At 73.9% G+C, this 18922-nt stretch carries 10 protein-coding genes; 6 read left to right on the plus strand and 4 right to left on the minus strand.

All coding sequences use genetic code 11. From position 1 onward, the window contains the following. Positions 1–52: 52 nt before the first annotated feature. Both C8N24_RS17555 and C8N24_RS17560 read left to right on the plus strand, forming a co-directional pair. Positions 53–2113 carry an amidohydrolase family protein gene (locus C8N24_RS17555; protein ID WP_121252006.1) on the plus strand — a complete coding sequence of 687 codons (2061 nt, stop codon included), beginning with the start codon at positions 53–55 and terminating at the stop codon, positions 2111–2113. A gap of 147 nt (positions 2114–2260) precedes the next feature. Continuing rightward, positions 2261–3205 carry a dienelactone hydrolase family protein gene (locus C8N24_RS17560; protein ID WP_121252008.1) on the plus strand — a complete coding sequence of 315 codons (945 nt, stop codon included), beginning with the start codon at positions 2261–2263 and terminating at the stop codon, positions 3203–3205. Between the two features lie 21 nt (positions 3206–3226). Here C8N24_RS17560 and C8N24_RS17565 read toward each other — a convergent pair whose 3' ends face one another. After that, on the minus strand, positions 3227–4309 hold the full coding sequence (locus tag C8N24_RS17565; RefSeq protein WP_170179168.1) for a carboxylate-amine ligase: 1083 nt from the start codon (positions 4307–4309) through the stop codon (positions 3227–3229). Positions 4310–4382: 73 nt separating this feature from the next. Further along, entirely contained in the window at positions 4383–5144 is a 762-nt protein-coding gene (locus tag C8N24_RS17570; protein ID WP_121252012.1) for an NAD-dependent epimerase/dehydratase family protein, read from the minus strand. A gap of 96 nt (positions 5145–5240) precedes the next feature. On the opposite strand from C8N24_RS17570, the gene C8N24_RS17575 reads away from it, so the two are divergent. From C8N24_RS17575 to C8N24_RS17585, 3 genes are read left to right on the plus strand one after another with little or no spacing between them, the layout of a single operon-like run. Next, the gene (locus C8N24_RS17575) at positions 5241–6350 is read left to right on the plus strand and encodes a PspC domain-containing protein (RefSeq protein ID WP_121252014.1); all 1110 of its coding nucleotides are present in this window, start codon (positions 5241–5243) and stop codon (positions 6348–6350) included. After that, positions 6347–7552, plus strand: a complete 1206-nt coding sequence (locus C8N24_RS17580) for a sensor histidine kinase (RefSeq protein WP_121252016.1) — start codon at positions 6347–6349, stop codon at positions 7550–7552. The genes C8N24_RS17575 and C8N24_RS17580 overlap by 4 nt, the downstream gene beginning before the upstream one ends. Next, positions 7549–8193, plus strand: a complete 645-nt coding sequence (locus tag C8N24_RS17585) for a response regulator (protein ID WP_121252018.1) — start codon at positions 7549–7551, stop codon at positions 8191–8193. The genes C8N24_RS17580 and C8N24_RS17585 overlap by 4 nt, the downstream gene beginning before the upstream one ends. Positions 8194–8309: 116 nt before the next feature. Here C8N24_RS17585 and C8N24_RS17590 read toward each other — a convergent pair whose 3' ends face one another. Further along, on the minus strand, positions 8310–9194 hold the full coding sequence (locus C8N24_RS17590; protein ID WP_170179169.1) for a YihY/virulence factor BrkB family protein: 885 nt from the start codon (positions 9192–9194) through the stop codon (positions 8310–8312). An 82-nt stretch (positions 9195–9276) separates the two neighbouring features. Between C8N24_RS17590 and C8N24_RS17595 the strand changes: the two genes are divergently transcribed. Beyond that, positions 9277–9567, plus strand: coding sequence for a hypothetical protein (locus C8N24_RS17595; protein WP_121252022.1), 291 nt, complete (start codon positions 9277–9279; stop codon positions 9565–9567). A 33-nt stretch (positions 9568–9600) separates the two neighbouring features. On the opposite strand, the gene C8N24_RS35590 is transcribed toward C8N24_RS17595, so the two are convergent. Then, positions 9601–18855, minus strand: coding sequence for a LamG-like jellyroll fold domain-containing protein (locus C8N24_RS35590; RefSeq protein ID WP_170179170.1), 9255 nt, complete (start codon positions 18853–18855; stop codon positions 9601–9603). Between the last annotated feature and the right edge of the window lie 67 nt (positions 18856–18922).

An 18922-nucleotide genomic window follows, 5' to 3' on the forward strand; every position in this document is an offset into this window, starting at 1 on the left:
CGTAGGCGCCATCTGATACAAGCCCGGGTGGGGGGTCAGAAGAGGGGGAAACATGGGGTTCCGCACGCGCGCGGTCGCCACCGCGCTCGTCATCTCCTGCGCCGTGCCGGTCGCGGCCGGCGCGCAGTCGACCACGCCACCGCGTGGGCCGGACGAGGGCAAGGGCCCGTTCACGAAGCTCGTGATCCGTGGGGTGAACGTGATCGACGGATCGGGCGGCACCGTCCAGGGGCCACGCGACATCGTCATCCAGGGCAACCGGATCACCGAGATCCGCTCCGCGGGGACGCCGGGGCTGCCGATGCAGCCGAACCGGCCGCCGCGTGACTTCGACCACGAGATCGACGCGACCGGCATGTGGGTGATGCCGGGCCTCGTCGACGAGCACGTGCACGCCGAGCAGGGCGGCACGCCGCTCACGTACGCGTACAAGCTGTGGCTCGCGCACGGCGTGACGACGGTGCGCGGCGTGAACCTGACCGGCAACGCCGCGGCGGTGCGCGACAAGGCCGCGTCGGAGGCGAACACGATCGTCGCCCCGCGCATCATCAACTACCAGCGGCCGGGCGCGGCCTGGCCGAACGGCTCGCCGAACACGCCCGAGAAGGCGCGTGAGTGGGTGCGCTGGGCGTCGGTCAACGGCATCGACGGCGTCAAGTTCGCCGGCACCGGCGTCGACCAGGACCGGAACGTCCTCTCGGCGATGATCGACGAGGCGAAGAAGCTGGGCCTCGGCACGACCATGCACCACTCGCCGCCGGTCTTCCCGGAGGTCAACGCCGTCGAGACCGGCCGCATGGGGCTCGGGACGGTCACGCACTTCTACGGGCACTTCGAGTCGATCCTCAAGAGCGGCCGGGTGCACCCGTTCCCGGACGACTACAACTACGCGGACGAACAGTCGCGCTGGCGCCACGTGGCGAAGGTGATCGACTACACGTTCGAGCCCGGCTCGCCGGAGTGGTGGGCGTACCTGCGCGAGCAGAAGGCCAACGGCGTGACGTTCGGGCCGACGATGAGCGTCTACGAGGCCGGGCGCGATCTCATGCGGGCGCGCACGCAGGAGTGGCATCGCACGTACGCGATGCCGTCGATCTGGAAGTTCTGGGAGCCCAACCGCACCAACCACGGCTCCTTCTACTACGACTGGACGACCGCCGACGAGGTGAGCTGGAAGCGCTTCATCGCGCGCTACATGCAGTTGGTGAACGACTACAAGTCGATCGGGGGCCGTGTGGCCGGCGGCACCGACGCCGGCTTCATCTACTCCCTGTACGGGTTCGCGGCGATCCGCGAGCTCGAGCTGATGCAGGAGGCCGGCTTCACCGCGCACGAGGCGATCAACGCCTACACGCGCCAGGCCGCCCGCACGCTGATGGAGCCGAAGGGGATCACCGACCCCGAGTTCGGCATGGTCCGCGTGGGCCAGATCGCCGACCTGATCATCGCGCCGGAGAACCCGCTGGCGAACTTCAAGACGCTGTACGGCACCGGCACCGGGCGCCTGAACGACGCCACGGGCAAGATCGAGCGCGTCGGTGGCATCCGCTGGACGGTCCGCAACGGCGTCGTCTACGACGCCAAGCAGCTGCTGGCCGACGTGGCCGGCATGGTGACGGCGCAGAAGAACGCAGGCGGCTGCGCGGGCATCGACCTGGACTGGAGCGCCGCCGGGCCGTGCGGCGGCACCGGGCCGACGACCCCGCCCGTGCCCACGCCGACGCCGACCCCGGTGCCGACGGTGGTGGCGGGTCCGCCCGGTCCTGCCGGCCCCGCGGGGCCTGCGGGTCCGGTCGGTCCGCAGGGCCCGAAGGGCGAGGCGCCCAACGTGCGCATCGCGTGCGAGATCGCCGGTGACGGGCGCTCGATCTCGTGCACGATCTCCGCGACGCCCGAGAGCGGCGCGAAGCTCAAGAGCGCCGTGCGCGTGCAGAACACCAAGCGCACCGTCACCCGGTCGGGCACGGAGACGGTGAAGGTGCGGTTCAAGGCGGCGAAGAAGCTGCGCAAGTCGCAGAAGCTCGTCGTCACCGTGTCGTCCGGGAAGGCGACCGGCACGTTCACCGTGCGGTCGGGCAAGGTCGCCAAGGGCGCGCTGAAGCCCAAGGGCTGAGCCAAGTGGGCGGCGGCGTGCGACTTGGCGCGCCGCCGCCCGCTCTCATCCGTATCCCATCTGGCAACCTCGTTCGAGGTTGGTCAACGAAGCGATCGCGCGCAGCCGGCTGCCGCGATCGATCGCCGTTCTCAACGGGAGGGTCGGATGACTGAGCTGGAGCGGTACCTGGCGGAAGAGATCGCCGAGGACCACGTCGACGGGATCATCACGCGGCGGGAGGCGATGCGGCGGCTGGCGCTGCTGGGCGTCGGCGCCACCGCCGCGGCGGGGATGATCACGGCGGAAGCCGAGGCGCGCGACAAGGGCAAGAACAAGGGCGGCGACCACGACCACGGCCACGGGCACGGGCACGGCCACCCGGACCGCGCGGTGACCGCGTGGGCGCCGGTGGCCACGACGCCGATCACGTTCTCCGGCCCGCGCGGAACCCTGATGGGCGCGTGGGCGCAGGCGGCGACGCCGAAGGTCAAGGGCGGCGTGCTGGTGATCCACGAGAACCGCGGGCTCACGCCGCACATCGCCAACGTCGCGGGTCGCTTCGCGGCCAACGGCTTTTCGGCGCTCGCGCTCGACCTGCTCTCCGAAGAGGGCGGCACCGGCGCGTTTAACGGGGACGAGGCGGCGGTCATGGCCAAGCTGTCGGAGATCTCGGCGGGCAACCCGGCGCGCTTCGACGACGACATGAAGGCGGCGATCACCGAGATCCAGAAGCGCGTCGGCCGGCGCGAGCCGATCTCGGCGATCGGCTTCTGCTTCGGCGGCGGCATGATCTGGCGGCTGCTGGTGGCCAAGGAGACGCGGCTGTCCGCGGCGGCGCCGTTCTACGGCCCGTTCCCGACCGGCGGCGACGTGCGCGGCATCAAGGCGGACGTGCTGGGCGTGTTCGCGGGCGTCGACGACCGCGTGAACGCCACCCGCGAAGGCGCGCGGGCGGCGCTCGAGGCCGCCCGGGTGGACTACGAGATCCTCACGTTCACGGAGGCCCAGCACGCGTTCTTCAACGACACGAACCCCGCGCGCTTCAACGCGCCAGCGGCCGAGCAGGCCTGGTTGCGCGTGAACGACTGGTTCGCCCGCGAGGGCCGCTGAGCCCCGGCGCGGCGGCCGCCGTCACGGGGCGGCGGCCGGCGCGCTGGTGTAGGCGTCGGCGAGGTACGCGGCCGCGCCGTCCAGCCCGGCGGCGCGCGCACGCATGGCGCCATTGGCCTCGATCAGCGCCTCGGTCGCCGGATGCAGCTCCGGCAGCCGGGAGCGGAGCAGCTCGCGCGTCGGCACCCGCTCGCCGGTCTCCAGGTCGGCGAGCGTCCCCTCGACGCCGTCGCGCATGGCCGACCAGCGGTTCTCGTCGATCCGCCAGGTGTCGTGCACGGGCAGGTCCTCCCCCGCGTCGTGGCGCGCGGCCAGCGACTCGACGAGCCCGAACGCGAACGCCGCGACGCCGTGCACGTCCGCGATGCTCGCCTGCGCGTCCGGTGCGCGCAGCTCCAGCGTCCCGTACGCCGCATGCAGGCGCAGCTCGAACCACCAGCGGCGCGTGTCCGGCACGGTGTCCGACACGCGTCCCCACTCGAGCGCGTCCGCGAACCACTCCCAGCTCGGGATCTGCGGAGGCACGCCCTGGCGGCGCAGGTTGACCGCGATCGTCGGGCGGATCGAGGCGAGCCCGGTGTCCCGCCCGGCGTGGAACGGCGCGTTGGCGGCCAGCGCGGCGATCTCCGGCAGGTGTGAGCGCAGCGCGTTGTAGACGGCCAGCGTGCGGTCGGCGCCGCCGAGCGAGATGTGCAGGTGCAGTCCGGAGACGAGCTGGCGCCGCGCGCGCTCGCCGTAGTCGGCGAGCGTGTGCTGGTAGCGCGGGTCGTCGGTCAGCACGCTCAGCTCCGGCGCCGTCGGATGCGCGCCCGCGCTCATCAGCCGGCCGATCGGCTCCGCGACCGCGGCGAGGTCGCGGCGGGCGACGGCCAGCGCCGCGACGGCGGTCTCCACGTCGGGCGAGGGCGGCGTGACGATCTCCAGCTGGGCCGCCATCAGCTCGAGCTTGAAGCGCGGGTCGCCGTCGGCGCGCTCGTGCACCTCGCGCGCGAGCGGCAGCTCGTCGAGGGTCTCGTGGTCGACGAGGAACAGCTCCTCCTCGATGCCGTAGCCCAGCTCGTCCGGCTCGTCGAAGCGTGCTCGCAGCGCGTCCGCCGACGTCATGTGGCCCTCCCGGCGGCGCGGGAGCGAGCCCCTCGGCGAGTTCCCGCCGAAGCATGCGAGCGCCGTGCGCGAGTCATGCGACCCAGCCTCCATGCTCGCGGTCGGTGTTCGGGCCACCCTGTCGCTCCCACGCGCTGGGCGGGAGCGGGGCGAAGGCCTCGGCGTCGTCGCGCGGGGTGAAGCCGATCAGCGTGTCCGCCGGCCACCAGCGGCGGGTGTTCGCGGACGCGCCGTAGACGATCGCGAAGTCCACGTCGGCGGTGAGCGCGGCCTGCACGAGCCGGATCCCGTCCGCGTGCGAGAGCCACGTCGACAGCTCGCGCTCCTCCTCCGGCTGTGGCTTGAACGACCCGATGCGCAGGCATACGGCGCTCAGGCCGAACCGGTCCACGTACATGCGCGCGAGCGCCTCGCCGAACACCTTCGACGCGCCGTAGAGCCCGTCCGGCCGCGGCGCGACGGAGCCGTCGAGCGGCTCGCCGACCGGGTACATGCCGGTCGCGTGGTTCGAGCTGGCGTAGACGACCCGGCGCACGCCGTGCCGTCGGCAGGCCTCGAACACGTGGTACGCGCCGTGCAGGTTGGGGCCGGCGATCACGTCGAACGCGGACTCGTTGGGCACCGCGCCGAGGTGGACCACGGCGTCGACGCCCTCGACCGCGCGCAGCACCGCGTCGAAGTCGGTGAGGTCGGCGCGCACGAACGTCTCGTTCCCGGCGAGCTCGTCGATGGCTTCCAGGTCGCTCAGCCGCAGCTCGGCCAGCCCCTCGCGCAGCGCCGGGCGCAGCACGGTCCCGATGGCGCCCGCCGCGCCGGTGATCAACACACGCTCCATGTCCGGCCCGTTCTACCCCATCCGGGAAATCCCTGAGGCGCGTTCCGGGCCATCACGACTGGTGAACCCGGCGCGGCCGACACACAATGGCTGCCGATGGACGAAGGGCTTCCCACACCGATCACCCGCCCCCGCCGCGGTCGTGTCCTCGGCGGCGTGTGCGCCGGCCTCGCGACCCGCTGGGGCGTGCCCGCCGGGCGCGTGCGCCTCGGCTTCGTCGCCGCCGGCCTGTGCTTCGGGCTCGGCGCGCTCGTGTACCTGGCGGCGTGGCTGATCTTCCCCGCCGAGAGCGAGGACGGCGTCACGCCGGGCCAGCGCGGCATCGTGCTGCTCGCGCAGACGTGCGGCGCGCTCCTCGGCCTGGCGACGCTGGCGGGCGCCGGCACGCTCGCGACCCTGTTCGGCTTCGGCTGGGTGGTCGTCGCGCTCGCCGCCGCGATCCTCGTCGGCACGCTCGCGGGCTGGTCGCGGCTGGGCCCGTCATGGGCGCTGCTGCCGATCGGTGCGCTCGTGCTGCCCAGCGCGGCGCTCGCGGTCGGCGGGGTGCAGGTGGACCCGAGCACGTCGTCGGTGGCGTACTCGCCGCGCGCGTACACCGAGCTGGACGACCAGACCTACAAGAGCGGCCTCGGCCTGCTCACGCTGGACCTGCGCGACACCCAGCTTCCCGCGAGCGGCACGATCGACGTCAAGGTCCGAGCCGGCGTGCGCCGCACGCTGGTCGCGCTCCCGCACGACCGGTGCGTGCGCGTGGAAGTCGTCTCGCACGCCATCCCCGATCTCCTCCAGCTGGGCGCGCTCCTGGTCGGCCGGGGCACCACGGCGACGCCGTCGCCGGTGCTCTTCAACGGCCCGGGCCGCGTCGCGGGCGACCAGAACGGGTCGACGATCACGTTCACGGGGCCCGAGCGGCCGGTCCGCCCGGGCCCGACGCTGAAGATCGACTACGAGACCGCGGGCGGCGAGCTGATCGTCCGCGACTACCCCGACGACGTCGAGCCGCGCTCGACCCCCGACTGGCCCGGCTACCGCGTGTACGTCGAGGACCGCCCGGACACCACCGGCCTGAGCAAGGCCGAGGCCCGGCGGATCCTCCGCGAGTGGCGGGTCCGGCGCGACGAGCAGGTCGAGGACAAGGCGCGCGTCGACCGCCTGATGGACGGCCCGTGCTCGGTCCCCGTCGAGACGAGGAGGAAGCGCCGATGAACGCGATCACCGATCCTGTCGCACGCATCACCGCCGCGGCCGGCGTGCTGCTGGTCGCCGCGCTCGCCGTCTCCCTCGGCGACGGCGGCGCGACCCTGCCGCTCGCGCTCCTGGGCGCGGGCACGGTGCTCGCCCTGTTCGTGCTCGTGCCGCGGGCCATCGCCGGCATCCGCCGCCACCCGGCGCTGCTGATCGGCGGGCTGCTGGTGGCGGGCCTGCCGGTGGCGCTGATCGTCTTCGGCCTGTTCGCCGACCGCTATGGCTACAGCTACGGGTACGGCATCCCGAGCGCGATCGCGGCGCTCGTGCCGCTCGCGCTGATCGCGTTCGCGGCGCTCGGGGGCCTGATCCTGATCGCCGATGACGTGCGCACCCGCTTCGGCCTCGCGCAGCGCGGCCTCACGCCGTGGCAGCGGCTCACCGGAACCTTCGACTCACCCATGCCGGCGCCGTGGCGGGCGCTCGGTGGCCTTGCGCTGGTGGGCCTCGCCCTCATCCTCGGGCTCGGTTACATCGGCGCCAGTGGCAGCAGCGACCTCATGTCCCTGGTCCTGTTGCTCGTGCTGGGCGGCGGCGCGGCGGCCATCATCGCCGTGCCCCTCCTCATCGCGGGGCTGGCCCGCTCGGACCGCGCGCGTCTGACCACCGCGCGTGAGGACGAGCGCCGCCGCGTCGCCGCCCACCTGCACGACTCCGTCCTCCAGACGCTCGCGCTCGTCCAGCGCCAGGCGCACGACCCCGCGGCGGTGCAGCGGCTCGCGCGCCGCCAGGAGCATGAGCTGCGCGCGTGGATGGCCGGCGAGGTGGAACTCGGCACGGAGACCCTCGGCGCCGCGCTGCGCAAGGCGGTGGCCGAGGTGGAAGATGACCTTGATGCGAGTGTGGAGGTGACGATCCTGGGCGAGCGCGTGCTCGACCGCGAGACCGAGGCGCTGGCCGCCGCGGCGCGCGAGGCGCTGCGCAACGCCGCGCGCCACGCCGGCTCGCCGATCTTCGTCTTCGCGCAGGCCTCGCCGGACGGGGCGGAGGTGTTCGTGCGTGACGAAGGACCCGGCTTCGACCTCGGCGCGGTGCCGACGGAGCGCCGTGGCGTGCGCGACTCGATCATCGGCCGCATGCGGGCCGTCGGCGGGCGCGCGGAGATCGACTCCGTGCCCGGCGAAGGCACCGAGGTGGCGCTGCGGATCGGGGTGACGGGATGAGGATCGTCGTGGTCGACGACCACCACCTGTTCCGCGCGGGCGTGCGCGCGGAGCTCGCGCCGCACCATGAGGTGGTGGGCGAGGCGGGCACGCCGGCCGAGGCCGCGGCGGTGATCGCCGAGACCGCGCCCGACGTCGTCCTGCTCGACGTGCACCTGCCCGACGGCGGCGGCGTCGCGGTCCTCGAAGCCCTGCAGGCGGCCGAGGCGCCGCCCAAGGTCCTGGCGCTGTCGGTGTCCGACGCCGCCGAGGACGTCGTGCCGATGATCCGCGCCGGCGCGCTCGGCTACGTCACCAAGACGATCGACACGAGCGAGCTGCTCGACGCGCTCGCGACGGTCGCCGCCGGCGACGCGTACTTCAGCCCGCGGCTGGCCGCGTTCGTGCTGCAGGCGTTCTCGGCGCCCGCGCCGCCGAAGTCCGAGCTGGAGGCGCTCACGCCACGCGAGCGGGAGGTCCTGCATCACCTCGCCCGCGGCTACGCCTACAAGCGGATCGCGGCGCGGCTCGGGATCAGCGACCGCACGGTCGAGACGCACGTGGGCAACGTCCTGCGCAAGCTCCAGCTCACCTCGCGGCACGAGGTCAGCCACTGGGCGGCGACGCGCGGCCTCGTCACCGACGACGAAGAGGCTCCTTAACGGCGACCGGCCCCGCTCGGGAGAGTGCGGGGCCGGATAAGCCGGGGTATTGAGGGGAGGGTGAGCCCGGCGAGAGGGGGGTTTGTCGGGCTCAATCCCTACATCGGGCAGCGCTGTCAGAACCTTGAGGCTGTTTTCGAGCTTCCGACAATTGTCGAAAAAGTGACGTCGCCGTCGGGCAGTCGCGACCACTCCGACGCGTACTCGGCGCCGAACACGAGGATCATCGAGACGGCGTAGACGAAGATCAGCAGCGCCATCAGCGCGCCGAGCGAGCCGTAGAGCGCGCCGAAGTCCGCGAGGTGCTCGAAGTAGATCTCCAGCGCGCCGCGGGTGACGCTGATCAGCAGGGCGGCGACGACCGCCCCGGGCCAGATCTCCCTGGTCTTGGGCCGCGGGCTCGGCAGCACGCGGTAGAGGAACAGCACGACCGCGACCGTGAAGGCGAACGGCAGGACGTCGCCGACCAGGTCGAGCGCCCAGCCCGCGTCGCCGAGCCAGTCGGCGGCCTCGCGCGTCGCGCTCAGCGAGACGCTGAACACGAGCACCGTCGACGCCCCGAGCACGAGCGCGAGGTCCAGCGCCTTGCGACGGACGAGCGGCGGGCGCGTGTCGATGTCCCACGCCTGGTTGATCGCGTGCCGCAGCGCACCCATCACGCCGCTCGCGGCGACGAGCAGCAGCAGGACCGAGACCGGTCCGAGCCGGCCCGTGTTGTCGAGCGCGTCGCCGACGGTCGACTCGAGGCGCGCGCGGTCCGCGTCCTGCGAGAGCGGCACGTTCTCGAACACGGCCAGCACGACCCGCCTGCGGATGTCGGCGTCCTCGAAGAACAGGCCGAATCCGCCGACCAGCAGCATCGACAGCGGGACGAACGACAGCACCGCGAAGAACGCGATCTGCGCCGCGTCGCGGTGGCCGCGATCGTCGACGAACTCCACGCACGCGCGCTTGAGCGTGAGCAAGGCGCGGGCGGTGATCCGGCGAACGGCGGGTGGCATCGGCAGCGCTTCTGCCCGGACACCCGTCGAGTCAGTCGCGCTCGTCTCAGCGCCGGGACGCGCGCGCCCGATGGATGGGTGAATGAGCCTCAACATCAACGGCTCCAGCCTCGCCCCGGCGCGTTACACACCGCCGACGCCGCCCGCGGCGCAGGAGCTCACGGCGCGCGACATGGCCGCCGCCACGCGCATCGGCCTCCAGGCCGTGCCCGTCCGCAACAACGACCCGGTCACCGCCGCCGCCAAGCGCGAGAAACGCGGGGACACGGACGACGAGAAGCAGGCGGCCGAGGACACGGACCGCCTCGACATGCTGCGCCTGCTCGCGTTGCGCCGCGACATCGCGGCGGTGCTCGACGACCGGGACGGATGAACGGGCCGGGCCCGTTCATCCGTCACCGGCGGCTCAGCGGCGCAGCGTGAAGGCGAAGCTCGCGCCGGTCGCTCCGGCGGCCTTCGCGGTCACCTTCACCCGCGTGGTCGCCGTTCGCGGCCTGCCGACCTTCACCGTCACCTTCACGGCGCCGTCGCGGTCGGCGGTGAAGCGGCCGCTGCGCGGCTTGAACGCGCCCCGCTTCGTGGACGCGAGCGTCCAGGTGCCCTTCGCGCCGGCGGGGGCCTTGAAGCGCAGCACGAACGTGCCGTTGCGGCTCAGCTTGACCCGCTTCGCGCTGCCCTTGAACGTGATCGCGCGGCTCGGCATCGGCGTCGGCACCGCCGTGGGGGCGGGCGACGCGGGCGTCGGGGTCGGGAGCGCGGTGGCCGGCGTCTGCGGTGTCGGTGAGGGCGTGGGCGTCACCGTGACGCCGGTCGCGCTGACCCGCACGGGCGCCGAGAGCGCGATCGCGCCGGCCGCGCCGTCGCTCAGCGCGCGGACGCCGAGCCGGATCTCCCCCTCCGCAAGGCCGTCGAGCACGGCCGAGCGCGCCTGCGGCCCGACGTCCACGCTGCGGCCGCCTGCGCTGATCCGGTAGCCGGAGATCGGCGCGGCGCCCGCGGGCGCCTCCCACTCGACGACGGCACGGCCGGCACCGTCCGCGCGCGCGACCACATCGCGCGGGACGCTCGCCGTCACGGGCACCGGGGCGCCCGCGTTGCGGAACGTCGTGGCGGCGCGGTCCGCGCCCTGGTCGGGATCGCACGCGTCGCCCTCGAAGTCGCCGTCGCGGTCGGCCTGCCCCGGGTTCGCCACGAGCGGGCAGTTGTCGTCGTCGTTGGCGACGCCGTCACGGTCTGCGTCGGCGCGCGGCCCGTCCAGCGGGTCGCCGTCGCAAGCGTCTGCGAGGCCGTCGCCGTCGACGTCCGTGCCTTCGGCGCACGCCTTCGTGCCGCCCACGAGCACGGGCGCCATGTCGACGCGGTCGGGCCCGTCCCAGACCGTCAGCGTGTGCAGGCCGGACGCGGTCGACGCGCCGAGCAGCAGCGGGATCTCGGCTTTGCCCTTCGCGTCCGTGCGTGCCGTGCCGACGACGCTCGCGAGCGGGTCGATCGTGACCCGCAGCGCCGTGTTCGCGGGCGCCCCGGTGACGGCGAGCGTGCCGGTGCCCGACGGGATCAACACCGGTTGGTTCTCGACCGGGCCGCGCACCACCGATTCGGCGAGCGGCGTCGCGTCCGCGGACCGCGCGGCCACGCGCTTGGCCGGCGCGGGCGAGGCCTCGTTCGGGTTGTCGCCGAGCGTGTCGCGCCACTTCGCCGAGGTCAGGCCGTAGAGCTGCCCGTGGCCGTCGGCGTTGGGGTGGAAGGACTCGTTGCCGATCAGGCCGATCTTGTCGTCGCCCAGCGCGAAGCCGTGCACGTACGGGCTGTCGGTGCAGATCGCATGGCCGTTGAAGCTGTCGACCGAGTCGAACAGGTGCGTCCTGCTCATGTCCGACGCCCACGCGAGGTTGCTGTTGAGCTGCGGCAGGAAGTCCGTCGCCACCCACAGGCGCTCGGGCAGCGTCAGCGTCAGCGCCTGCCGCAGGGACAGCAGGTCGACGACCCCCGCCGCGGGCGTGCCGAACAGCAGCGAGAGGATGCCCGTCTCGTGGTTGAAGTCCGAGAGCGCCATCGAGATGCTCAGCGACCCGCACGTGTCCGGCTGCGGGCGGAACGGGTCCATGTAGTTGATCTGGTAGACCTCGGCCCGCGGCACCCGCTGGCGGATCACGCTCGTGGCCGAGCCGACGTCGGCGCCGACCTGCGTGAGCTTGCCGATCATGCTGTCGCGCCACCACTTCATGCCGGCGGCGTACGGCCCGGGCTTCGAGCGCGTGCAGTCGAGCGCGGTGCACATCATGATCACGTTCGAGAAGCCCGCGTTGTTGCCGCCGATCGACACGAACACGAGGTCGATCGTGTCCCACTCGGCGGCGGTGAGCTTGTCGAACTGGGGCGTCTTGTCGCCGTCGCTCGCCTCGTCCCAGAAGTTCCCGGTGACCGCCCCCGAGCAGGCCAGGAACGCGATCCAGTCACCTTCCGGCCGGCCCTGCTGGAACACGGGGTCGAACAGCGCCAGGCCGGAGACGAGCGTGCTCGCGAGCCGCGCCGGCCACGTATTGGGGGAGCGGTGGCAGAGGTTCTTGGTCGCCTTGTCGTGGTTGTCCGTGCCCGGCAGGTAGCCGTACGCGCCCTCACCCGAGATGTAGGAGTCGCCCATGATCACCGCGCGCACGAAGCCGTCGCAGTTCGTGTCGCCCCGCTGGTTGACGACCAGCTTGGCCTCGGCGGTCTGGCCGCCGGCGGCGAGGTGGGCGGTGACGGTGAGCTCGGTGCCGTCCTCGGTGATCGGGAACGTGCCGACCGTGACCGTCGTGTCCACGTCGTTGCCGGACACGGCCTTGGTCACCTTGCCGCCGCTCCAGCTGACGTCGATCGTGGAGAAGTCGATGTCCGGGTCGTAGGCGGAGATCTCGAGCAGGCCGCCGTTGGCCGCGCAGGCGTCCTCGACGTTGGTGATCTCCACCGTCGGCTGGGTCGCGGTGCCGTCCAGGACCGCGGACGTGGGGTGGCGCAGCACGAGCCGCTGCGGCGTGACCGTGGAGAGCGCGATCTCCTTCGCGCCGCCCGTGTTGGCCAGGTACGTCTTGGTCGTGCCCGCGGGGACGGACACGATCGGCTCGGAGCCGAACTCGGTCGTGCGGTCCGGCGCGCCGTACGCCTGGTAGCCCGTGGCCCCGGGAACGGCCTGCCACCTGAGCACGGTCACCGAGCCGCGGTTCACCGCTTCGAACGTCGGGGCCTGGCTCACCGGCTGCACGGTCGGGTGCGTGCCGATCGCGCTGCCGCCGTCCGAGCTGTCGCCGGCGGCCTGCGCGACGAAGCTCTCCGCGAGGTTCACGGTGCCGGTCGGCTCCGGGACGATGATGAAGTCGTCGTCGGTGTCGCTCGCGCTGTCGGGGAACCACGTCTCACCGGGAGCGATGCTCGCCGCCGTCCACGAGCGCATCTGGCGCGGCTGCGGGACGTAGCCCTGCGCACCCTCGGTCGGGATCACCAGCGCGGCGTTGCTGATCGTGACCGGCGAGACGTTGCGGATGCCGACCCGGACGTGGCCGGGGTAGCGGTCGGTGAACGTGTCGTCGGCGCTGACCGCGATCTGCATCGCCGACCCGCCGTAGACGCGGATCGGGTCCGCGAGCCGCGCCTCGAGCACGACCGGCAGGTCGATCGGCTTCAGCGTGCCCGTGTAGCGGGCGCGCGGCTCGTGGCTGCCCTCGCTGTCCCCGCGGACGATCCAGCGCGTGGCCGCGTCGCCGCCGCCCGGGATGTCCGGGAGGCGCACGCTCGACTGCTGCGCCGCTGCGGTCGGCGCCAGCGACAGGCCCGCCGGGAGGTCGAGCGAGGCGGTGCCGTCACGGAGCGTGAACTCCGGCCCGGCGAGGTTCTGCACGACCATCGAGATCTCGAAGAACTCCTTCAAGAAGCCGGTGCGGGCCGGAATGACGATCCACTGGAGCAGCGGCACGCCGCCCTGGAAGCTGCCGGTCACGTACGTGCCGCCGCCTCCACCGCATGAGGACTGCGCGCCGCTGCCGCCGCAGCCGTAGAGGCCGTTCGAGGAGACCGCGCCGCTGACCGAACGGTCGACGCCGTTGACCGCGATGTGCGCGGTGAACGAGTACACCTCGCGGTTGCCCGGGTCGTCCGGGTTGATGCCGGCGGCGACGATCTCGTCGCGGCTCAGGCGCTTGGAGGTGAGGCCGGCACTCGCGACCTCACCGGGCTCGAGGCTGATCTCGGCCGTGCCGATGCCGCCGGACACGGTCGCGGTGCCGGTGCCGGGGCGCATGTTCGGGGCCCACGCGTACAGCGTGTGCTTGCCGTTCGGCAGGCCCGCAAGACGCGCGCGGCCGTCGCCGCCGGTGACCGCGGCGATGCGCGTCCCGTCGGCGAGGATCGCGAGCACGTCAGCGCCCGCGATGGGGCTGCCGCCGGACACCACGCGCGCGGTCACGGCCGGGGCCGGCTCGATCACGGTGACCTTGGCGCTGTCCATGCTCGTCTCGCCGCCGGCCGTGATCTCGAGCGTCGCCTTTGCGTCGCCCGCGTGCGCGAAGGTGTGGTTGACGACGGCGCCGTCGCGGACGGTGCCGTCCGAGAACGTCCAGCGGTAGCGCTCGATGCCGACCGCCGGCCGTGAGCCGCGCGCGTCGAACGTGAGCCGCGTCCCGGCCTCGGCGACGCGGTCGTCGCCCGCATCGGCGGCGAGCGCCTCGGCCAGGCGCGCCGTCACCGGCAGGGTCGCCGTGGTCTGCGCCGTGCCGTCGCTGACCGTCACGGTCACCGGGTGCGCGGCGGCGGTCGTGTAGACGTGGGCGATCGGGCCGACCGGAAGCGCTCCGGTCGTCCAGGCCCCGTCGCCGAAGTCCACGCGGAACGTGAGCGGGTCGCCATCGGCGTCGGTCGCGGCGACGCTCGCGCGCACGGTCAGCGGCAGCGCGCCGTCGGTGCGGTCGAGCGTGAGCGTGGGCGTGGCGGGCGCGGTGTTGACGACGGTCCAGGTGCGGATCGCGGTGCCGGCGTTGCCGGCGCTGTCGCGCTGGACGACCTCGAGCGTGAGCTCGCCGGTCGGCAGCGGGTTGACGAGGGCGAGCGCCCAGGCGCCGTTGATCCCGACCACGTCCTGCTGGAGCACGAGCTGGTCGCCGCGCCTGACGCGCACGACGGCGCGCGGCTCGTCGCCCGCGAGCGTGCCGAGCTTGCCGCGCAGCGTCGGGCGCGTCGTGGTGGTGCCGTCCGCGGGCGTCTCGATCGTCGGGATCGGCGCGGTCCGGTCACCCGCCACGGGCAAGCCCGAGGCGGTGAAGTGCGCCGCGACGGTGGCGGCGTCGAGCGCACGCGGGTACAGCGCCAGCTCGTCGTAGGCGACGCTCGTGTTGTCGACCACGCGCGCGGCCGTGAACCAGCCGTCGGCGGCCGGAAGCGCGCCGGGCGCGGAGGCGACCGCCTCGCCGTCGAGGTAGAGCGTGAGCGTCCCGTCGGCCTGCGCGATCGCGTAGTGGTGCCACCGGCTGTCCGTCAGGCTACGCCCGTCGGCGGCCGGCAGGGCCAGCCGCGTGGTGCCGACGACCACCGCGCGGTCCTCGAAGCGCAGCATCGTGTCCTGCTGGGCGAGCAGCGTCGCGCCCGGGCCGGAGGCGCTGACGAACGCCTCGACCGTGCGGTCACCGCTCGGGAGGTCGGTCGCCGGCCATAGCTGCACGAGGTCGACGGAGCCCCAGCTGTCGACGCCCGCCAGTGCGCGGTCGTCGTCGCCGGTGATCGCGCCCGTGTATGTGCGCTGGAGGTTCGAGTACGGGTAGGTGCCGTGGCGGCCGTGGCCCGAGCTGTCCGCCGCGACCGTGCCGTTGCGCTCGCCGAGGCGCCAGTACAGCGCCGGAGCGGCGTCGGTGACGGCGCCGGCGTAGGTCGTGGTCGCGCCCAAGAGCGTCGCGGGGCGTTCGCTCTCGCGGCCCGCGCCGTATTCGTTCACGCCGCGCACCTTGATCGCGTAGGCGCCGGAGGGGAGGCCCGTGATCGTCGCGCCGGTCGCGGTGGCCGAGGTGGCCTGCGCACCGCGCAGCGTCCCGCCCTGCCAGGCCTCGACGACGTAGCCCGTCGGCGCGGGCGTGCCGCCCGCGGTCCAGCTCACCGTGACGGCGTTGGCGCCGGCGGTGGCCGCGACGCCGCTCGGCGGCTGCGGGCGCCCGTTGCCGGACGCCTCGAAGTGCGCGGCGATCCGGGCGGCGCTGAGCGCGCGCGGGTAGATCGCGATCTCGTCGAAGCCCGACGTCCCGATCCCCTGCGGCGCGGCCGCCGCCGTCAGCCAGCTGCCCTCGACGTTGGCCGGCACGGGCACGGTCGCCGTGCCGACCGGCTCGCCGTCGAGGTAGGCGATGGCGGTCTCGCCCGCGAGGGTGACCGCGACGTGGTGCCAGATCCCGTCGGTCAGCTGTCGGCGGTCGCCGGCGGCCAGCTCGATCCGCGTCCCGGAGACGACGATCGCGCGCGTGTCGATCTCCACGGCGAAGTCGCCGTAGGCGATCGGGCGGATCCCCGGGCCCGAGCCGCGGAACCACGCCTCGGCGGTGCGGTCGCCGTCCGGCAGGCCCGTCGCGGGGCGGTCGATCGTCGTCCGCAGCCACGACTGGTAGCCGTAGCTGAAGCCGCCGTCGGGGTCGCCGGGAAGCGCACCCGCGCCGGCGTAGGGCGCGAAGTCCTGCCAGGTGGTGCCCGTCCGGCCATGGCCGGAGGCGTCGGCGACGACCGTGCCGCCGCGCTCACCCAGGCGCCAGTGCAGGGCGGGCTCGTCGGCGGCGACGGCCGACGCGTAGGTGGTCGCGGCGCCCGGGACCGTGAGCTGCAGGGACTTGGGCGCACCCGGGCCGAAGCCGTTGACCGCGCGGATGCTGACGGTGGTGGTGCCGGCGGGGATGCCGCCGAGCACCATCTCGGTGGCCGTCGGGCGGACGATCTGCGCGAGTCCGGGCGCCTCCACCAGGTAGTGCTCGACCGCGAGCTGGCCGGCGGGTGCGCCGCCGGTCGGCGCGGGCCAGCGCAACGTGACCCGGTTCTGGCCGACGGTTCCGGTCGCGTCCGGCGTCGGCGCAAGGGCGTTGCCGGAAGCGGCGAAGTGGGCGGCGACGGTCGCGGCGTCCAACGCGCGCGGGAAGAGCGCGAGCTCGTCGAAGCGCGCTTCGGCGTAGGCCGGGGCGCGCGCGGCGCGGAGGTCTCCGTCGGTGGTCGTGTTGAGGGTGCGCGCGACCGTGCCGAGCGGCGCGCCGTCGAGGTAGGCGGTGATCGTGCCGTCGTCGTAGGTGACCGCGACGTGGTGCCAGCGGTCGTTGGTGAGCGTGCGCGGGTCGCCCGCCGGCAGCGCGATGCGCTCGCCGGACACCACGATCGCGCGTTCCTCGACGTCGACGGTGAAGTCGCCGTACTCGATCACGCGCGCGCCGGGCTGCGTGGCGTGCACCCACGCCTCGACGGTGCGGGCGCCGGCCGGGAGCCCCGCGGCGCGCGGGAGGCGCGCGAGCGTGGTGCCGCGCCAGGACCAGGTGCCGCTGACGCTCCCGGAGCCGTCGTCGTCGCCGACGAGCGCGCCGTCGGCGGGCAGCAGGCGGTCGAGCCCGCGGTACGCGTCACGGCCGTGACCGGACAGGTCGGGGACGATCGTGCCGCCCTGGTCGCCGAGCCGCCAGTAGAGCGCGGGCTGGTCCGCGAGCAGGCGCGCCGGGAACGTGTCGGCCGCGCCGGTGACGTCGGCGTCCACGGCCACGACGACGCTCTGGCCGTACGCGTTCAGCGCGCGCACGCGCAGCTCGTAGCGGCCGGGGGTGAGCCCGGTGAGGTCGAGGCTCGACTCGCTCCCGGACGTCACGCGCGCGGCCTGGAGCACGCCGCCGCGGCGTGCCTCGACGAGGATGTCGTCCACGAACGGCAACTCCGGAGGCGCCGTCCAGCGCACGGTCACGCGGTTGGTGCCGGGCGTCGCGGCGACGCCGGCGAGCTCGCCGGGCGCGCGGTGGCCGGAGGCGACGAAGCGGGCGGCGATCGTGGCGGCGTCGAGCGCCCGCGGGTAGAGCGCGAGCTCGTCGAGCCCGACGGCGCCCTCGACGGGCGCGCGGCCGGCGGTCAGCTCGGCGGTCGCCGGCGAGTCGAAGTCGGCGGCGGCGGTGCCCAGCGGCGCGCCGTCCAGGTACGCGGTGAGCGTGCCGTCGGCGTAGGTGACCGCCACGTGGTGCCAGCGGTCATCGGTCAGCCGCCGGGCGTCGCCGGCGGGAAGCGGGATGCGGTGACCGGACACGACGACCGCGTACTCCTCGACCGCCACCGTGAAGTCGCCGTAGTGGATCACGCCGGTCCCGGCGGTGTCGGCGCGCACCCACGCCTCGACCGTGCGGTTTCCGGTCGGGAGCCCCGAAGCGGCCGGGGCCCGGATCAGCTCGTACGGCGCCTCGCTCCAGCCGCCCTCGACGATCAGCGCGCCGTCCGGGTCGTCCACGAGCGCGCCGGCCGTGGGCCAGTATCCGCTGGGCCCGCCCTGGTAGACGGCGCCCGTGTCCGTGCCGGACAGGTCGCCCACGCGCCGGCCGCTGTCCCCCAGGCGCCAGTACAGGGCGGGGGCGGCGTCGACGATCGCGCTCGCGTAGGTCGCGGGCTCACCGGCGACGGTCGCCTCGAGCGTGCTCGTCGGACCCTCGCCGTAGGCGCCGACCGCGTGCAGCGTGACCCGCGTGACGCCCGCCGGCAGCCCGCTCAGCTCGGTGCCCCACGCGCGCGGCGCGCTGCGGGCCGTGGTGGACTCGATCGGCGGGCTGGCGGTGAGCGTGCGCCGCGCCCGCAGCGTCTCGCCCTGCCAGGCCTCCACCACGTACTCGTCGGCGATCGCCTGGTCGCGCGGATGGGTGCCGCCGACCGGGTCATAGTCGACCGTGATCCGGTTCTGCCCGGCGCGTGCGGAGAACCCGGTGATCGCCGCCGGGCGCCCGTTGCCGGACGCCTCGAAGTGCGCGGTGACCGCGGCGGCGTCGAGCGCGCGCGGGTAGACCGCCAGCTCGTCGTACGCCGCCCCGTAGACCGTGGGGTGCGCGGCGGTGAACGACCCGCTCGTGTCGGTGACGAGCTCGGTCGCGACCGGCTCGCCGACCGGAGCGCCGTCCAGGTATGCGCGCAGCGCGGTGCCGTCATAGGTCACGACGACGTGCCGCCAACGCCCGTCGTCCAGCTCGCGCCGGTCTCCGGGCGCGAGCGCGAACCGCTGCCCGCCGGCCAGGATCGCGCGCTGCCCGAGCTCGACCGTGAAGTCGCCATAGCCGAGCAGCCGGGTCCCCGGACCGTACGTGCGCACCCACGCCTCGACGGTGCGCGCCCCGGTCGGCAGGCCCAGCGCCGATCCGCTCAGCAGCCCCGCCTCCGGCGTGGCCTCGGGATCGAGCCAGCTCTCGATCGCCCGGTCGTCGAGATCGGACCCGAGCGCGCCCCAGCGGGTCAGCGACTCGACGTCGGCCGCGTAGGTGGCGTGACGCTCGTTCCCCGACGCGTCCGCGGCGGTCGTGCCGGAGCGCTCCGCGAGCCGCCAGTACGCGCTCGGCGCATCCGCGCGAACCGTCTCCTCATACGTCGCGAACGGCTTCGCGAGGGGTGCCGCGTGTGCGGGCGCAGCCAAAGCGAGCGCCGTGATCAGCGCGACCAACATCCGTACAGCCATCCCTAGCCCCTCGCCAACAGCACGATCGAGCGCGGCAACCTACAGACCGGACCTG

It is taken from the genome of Solirubrobacter pauli (assembly GCF_003633755.1).
Lineage (GTDB): Bacteria > Actinomycetota > Thermoleophilia > Solirubrobacterales > Solirubrobacteraceae > Solirubrobacter > Solirubrobacter pauli.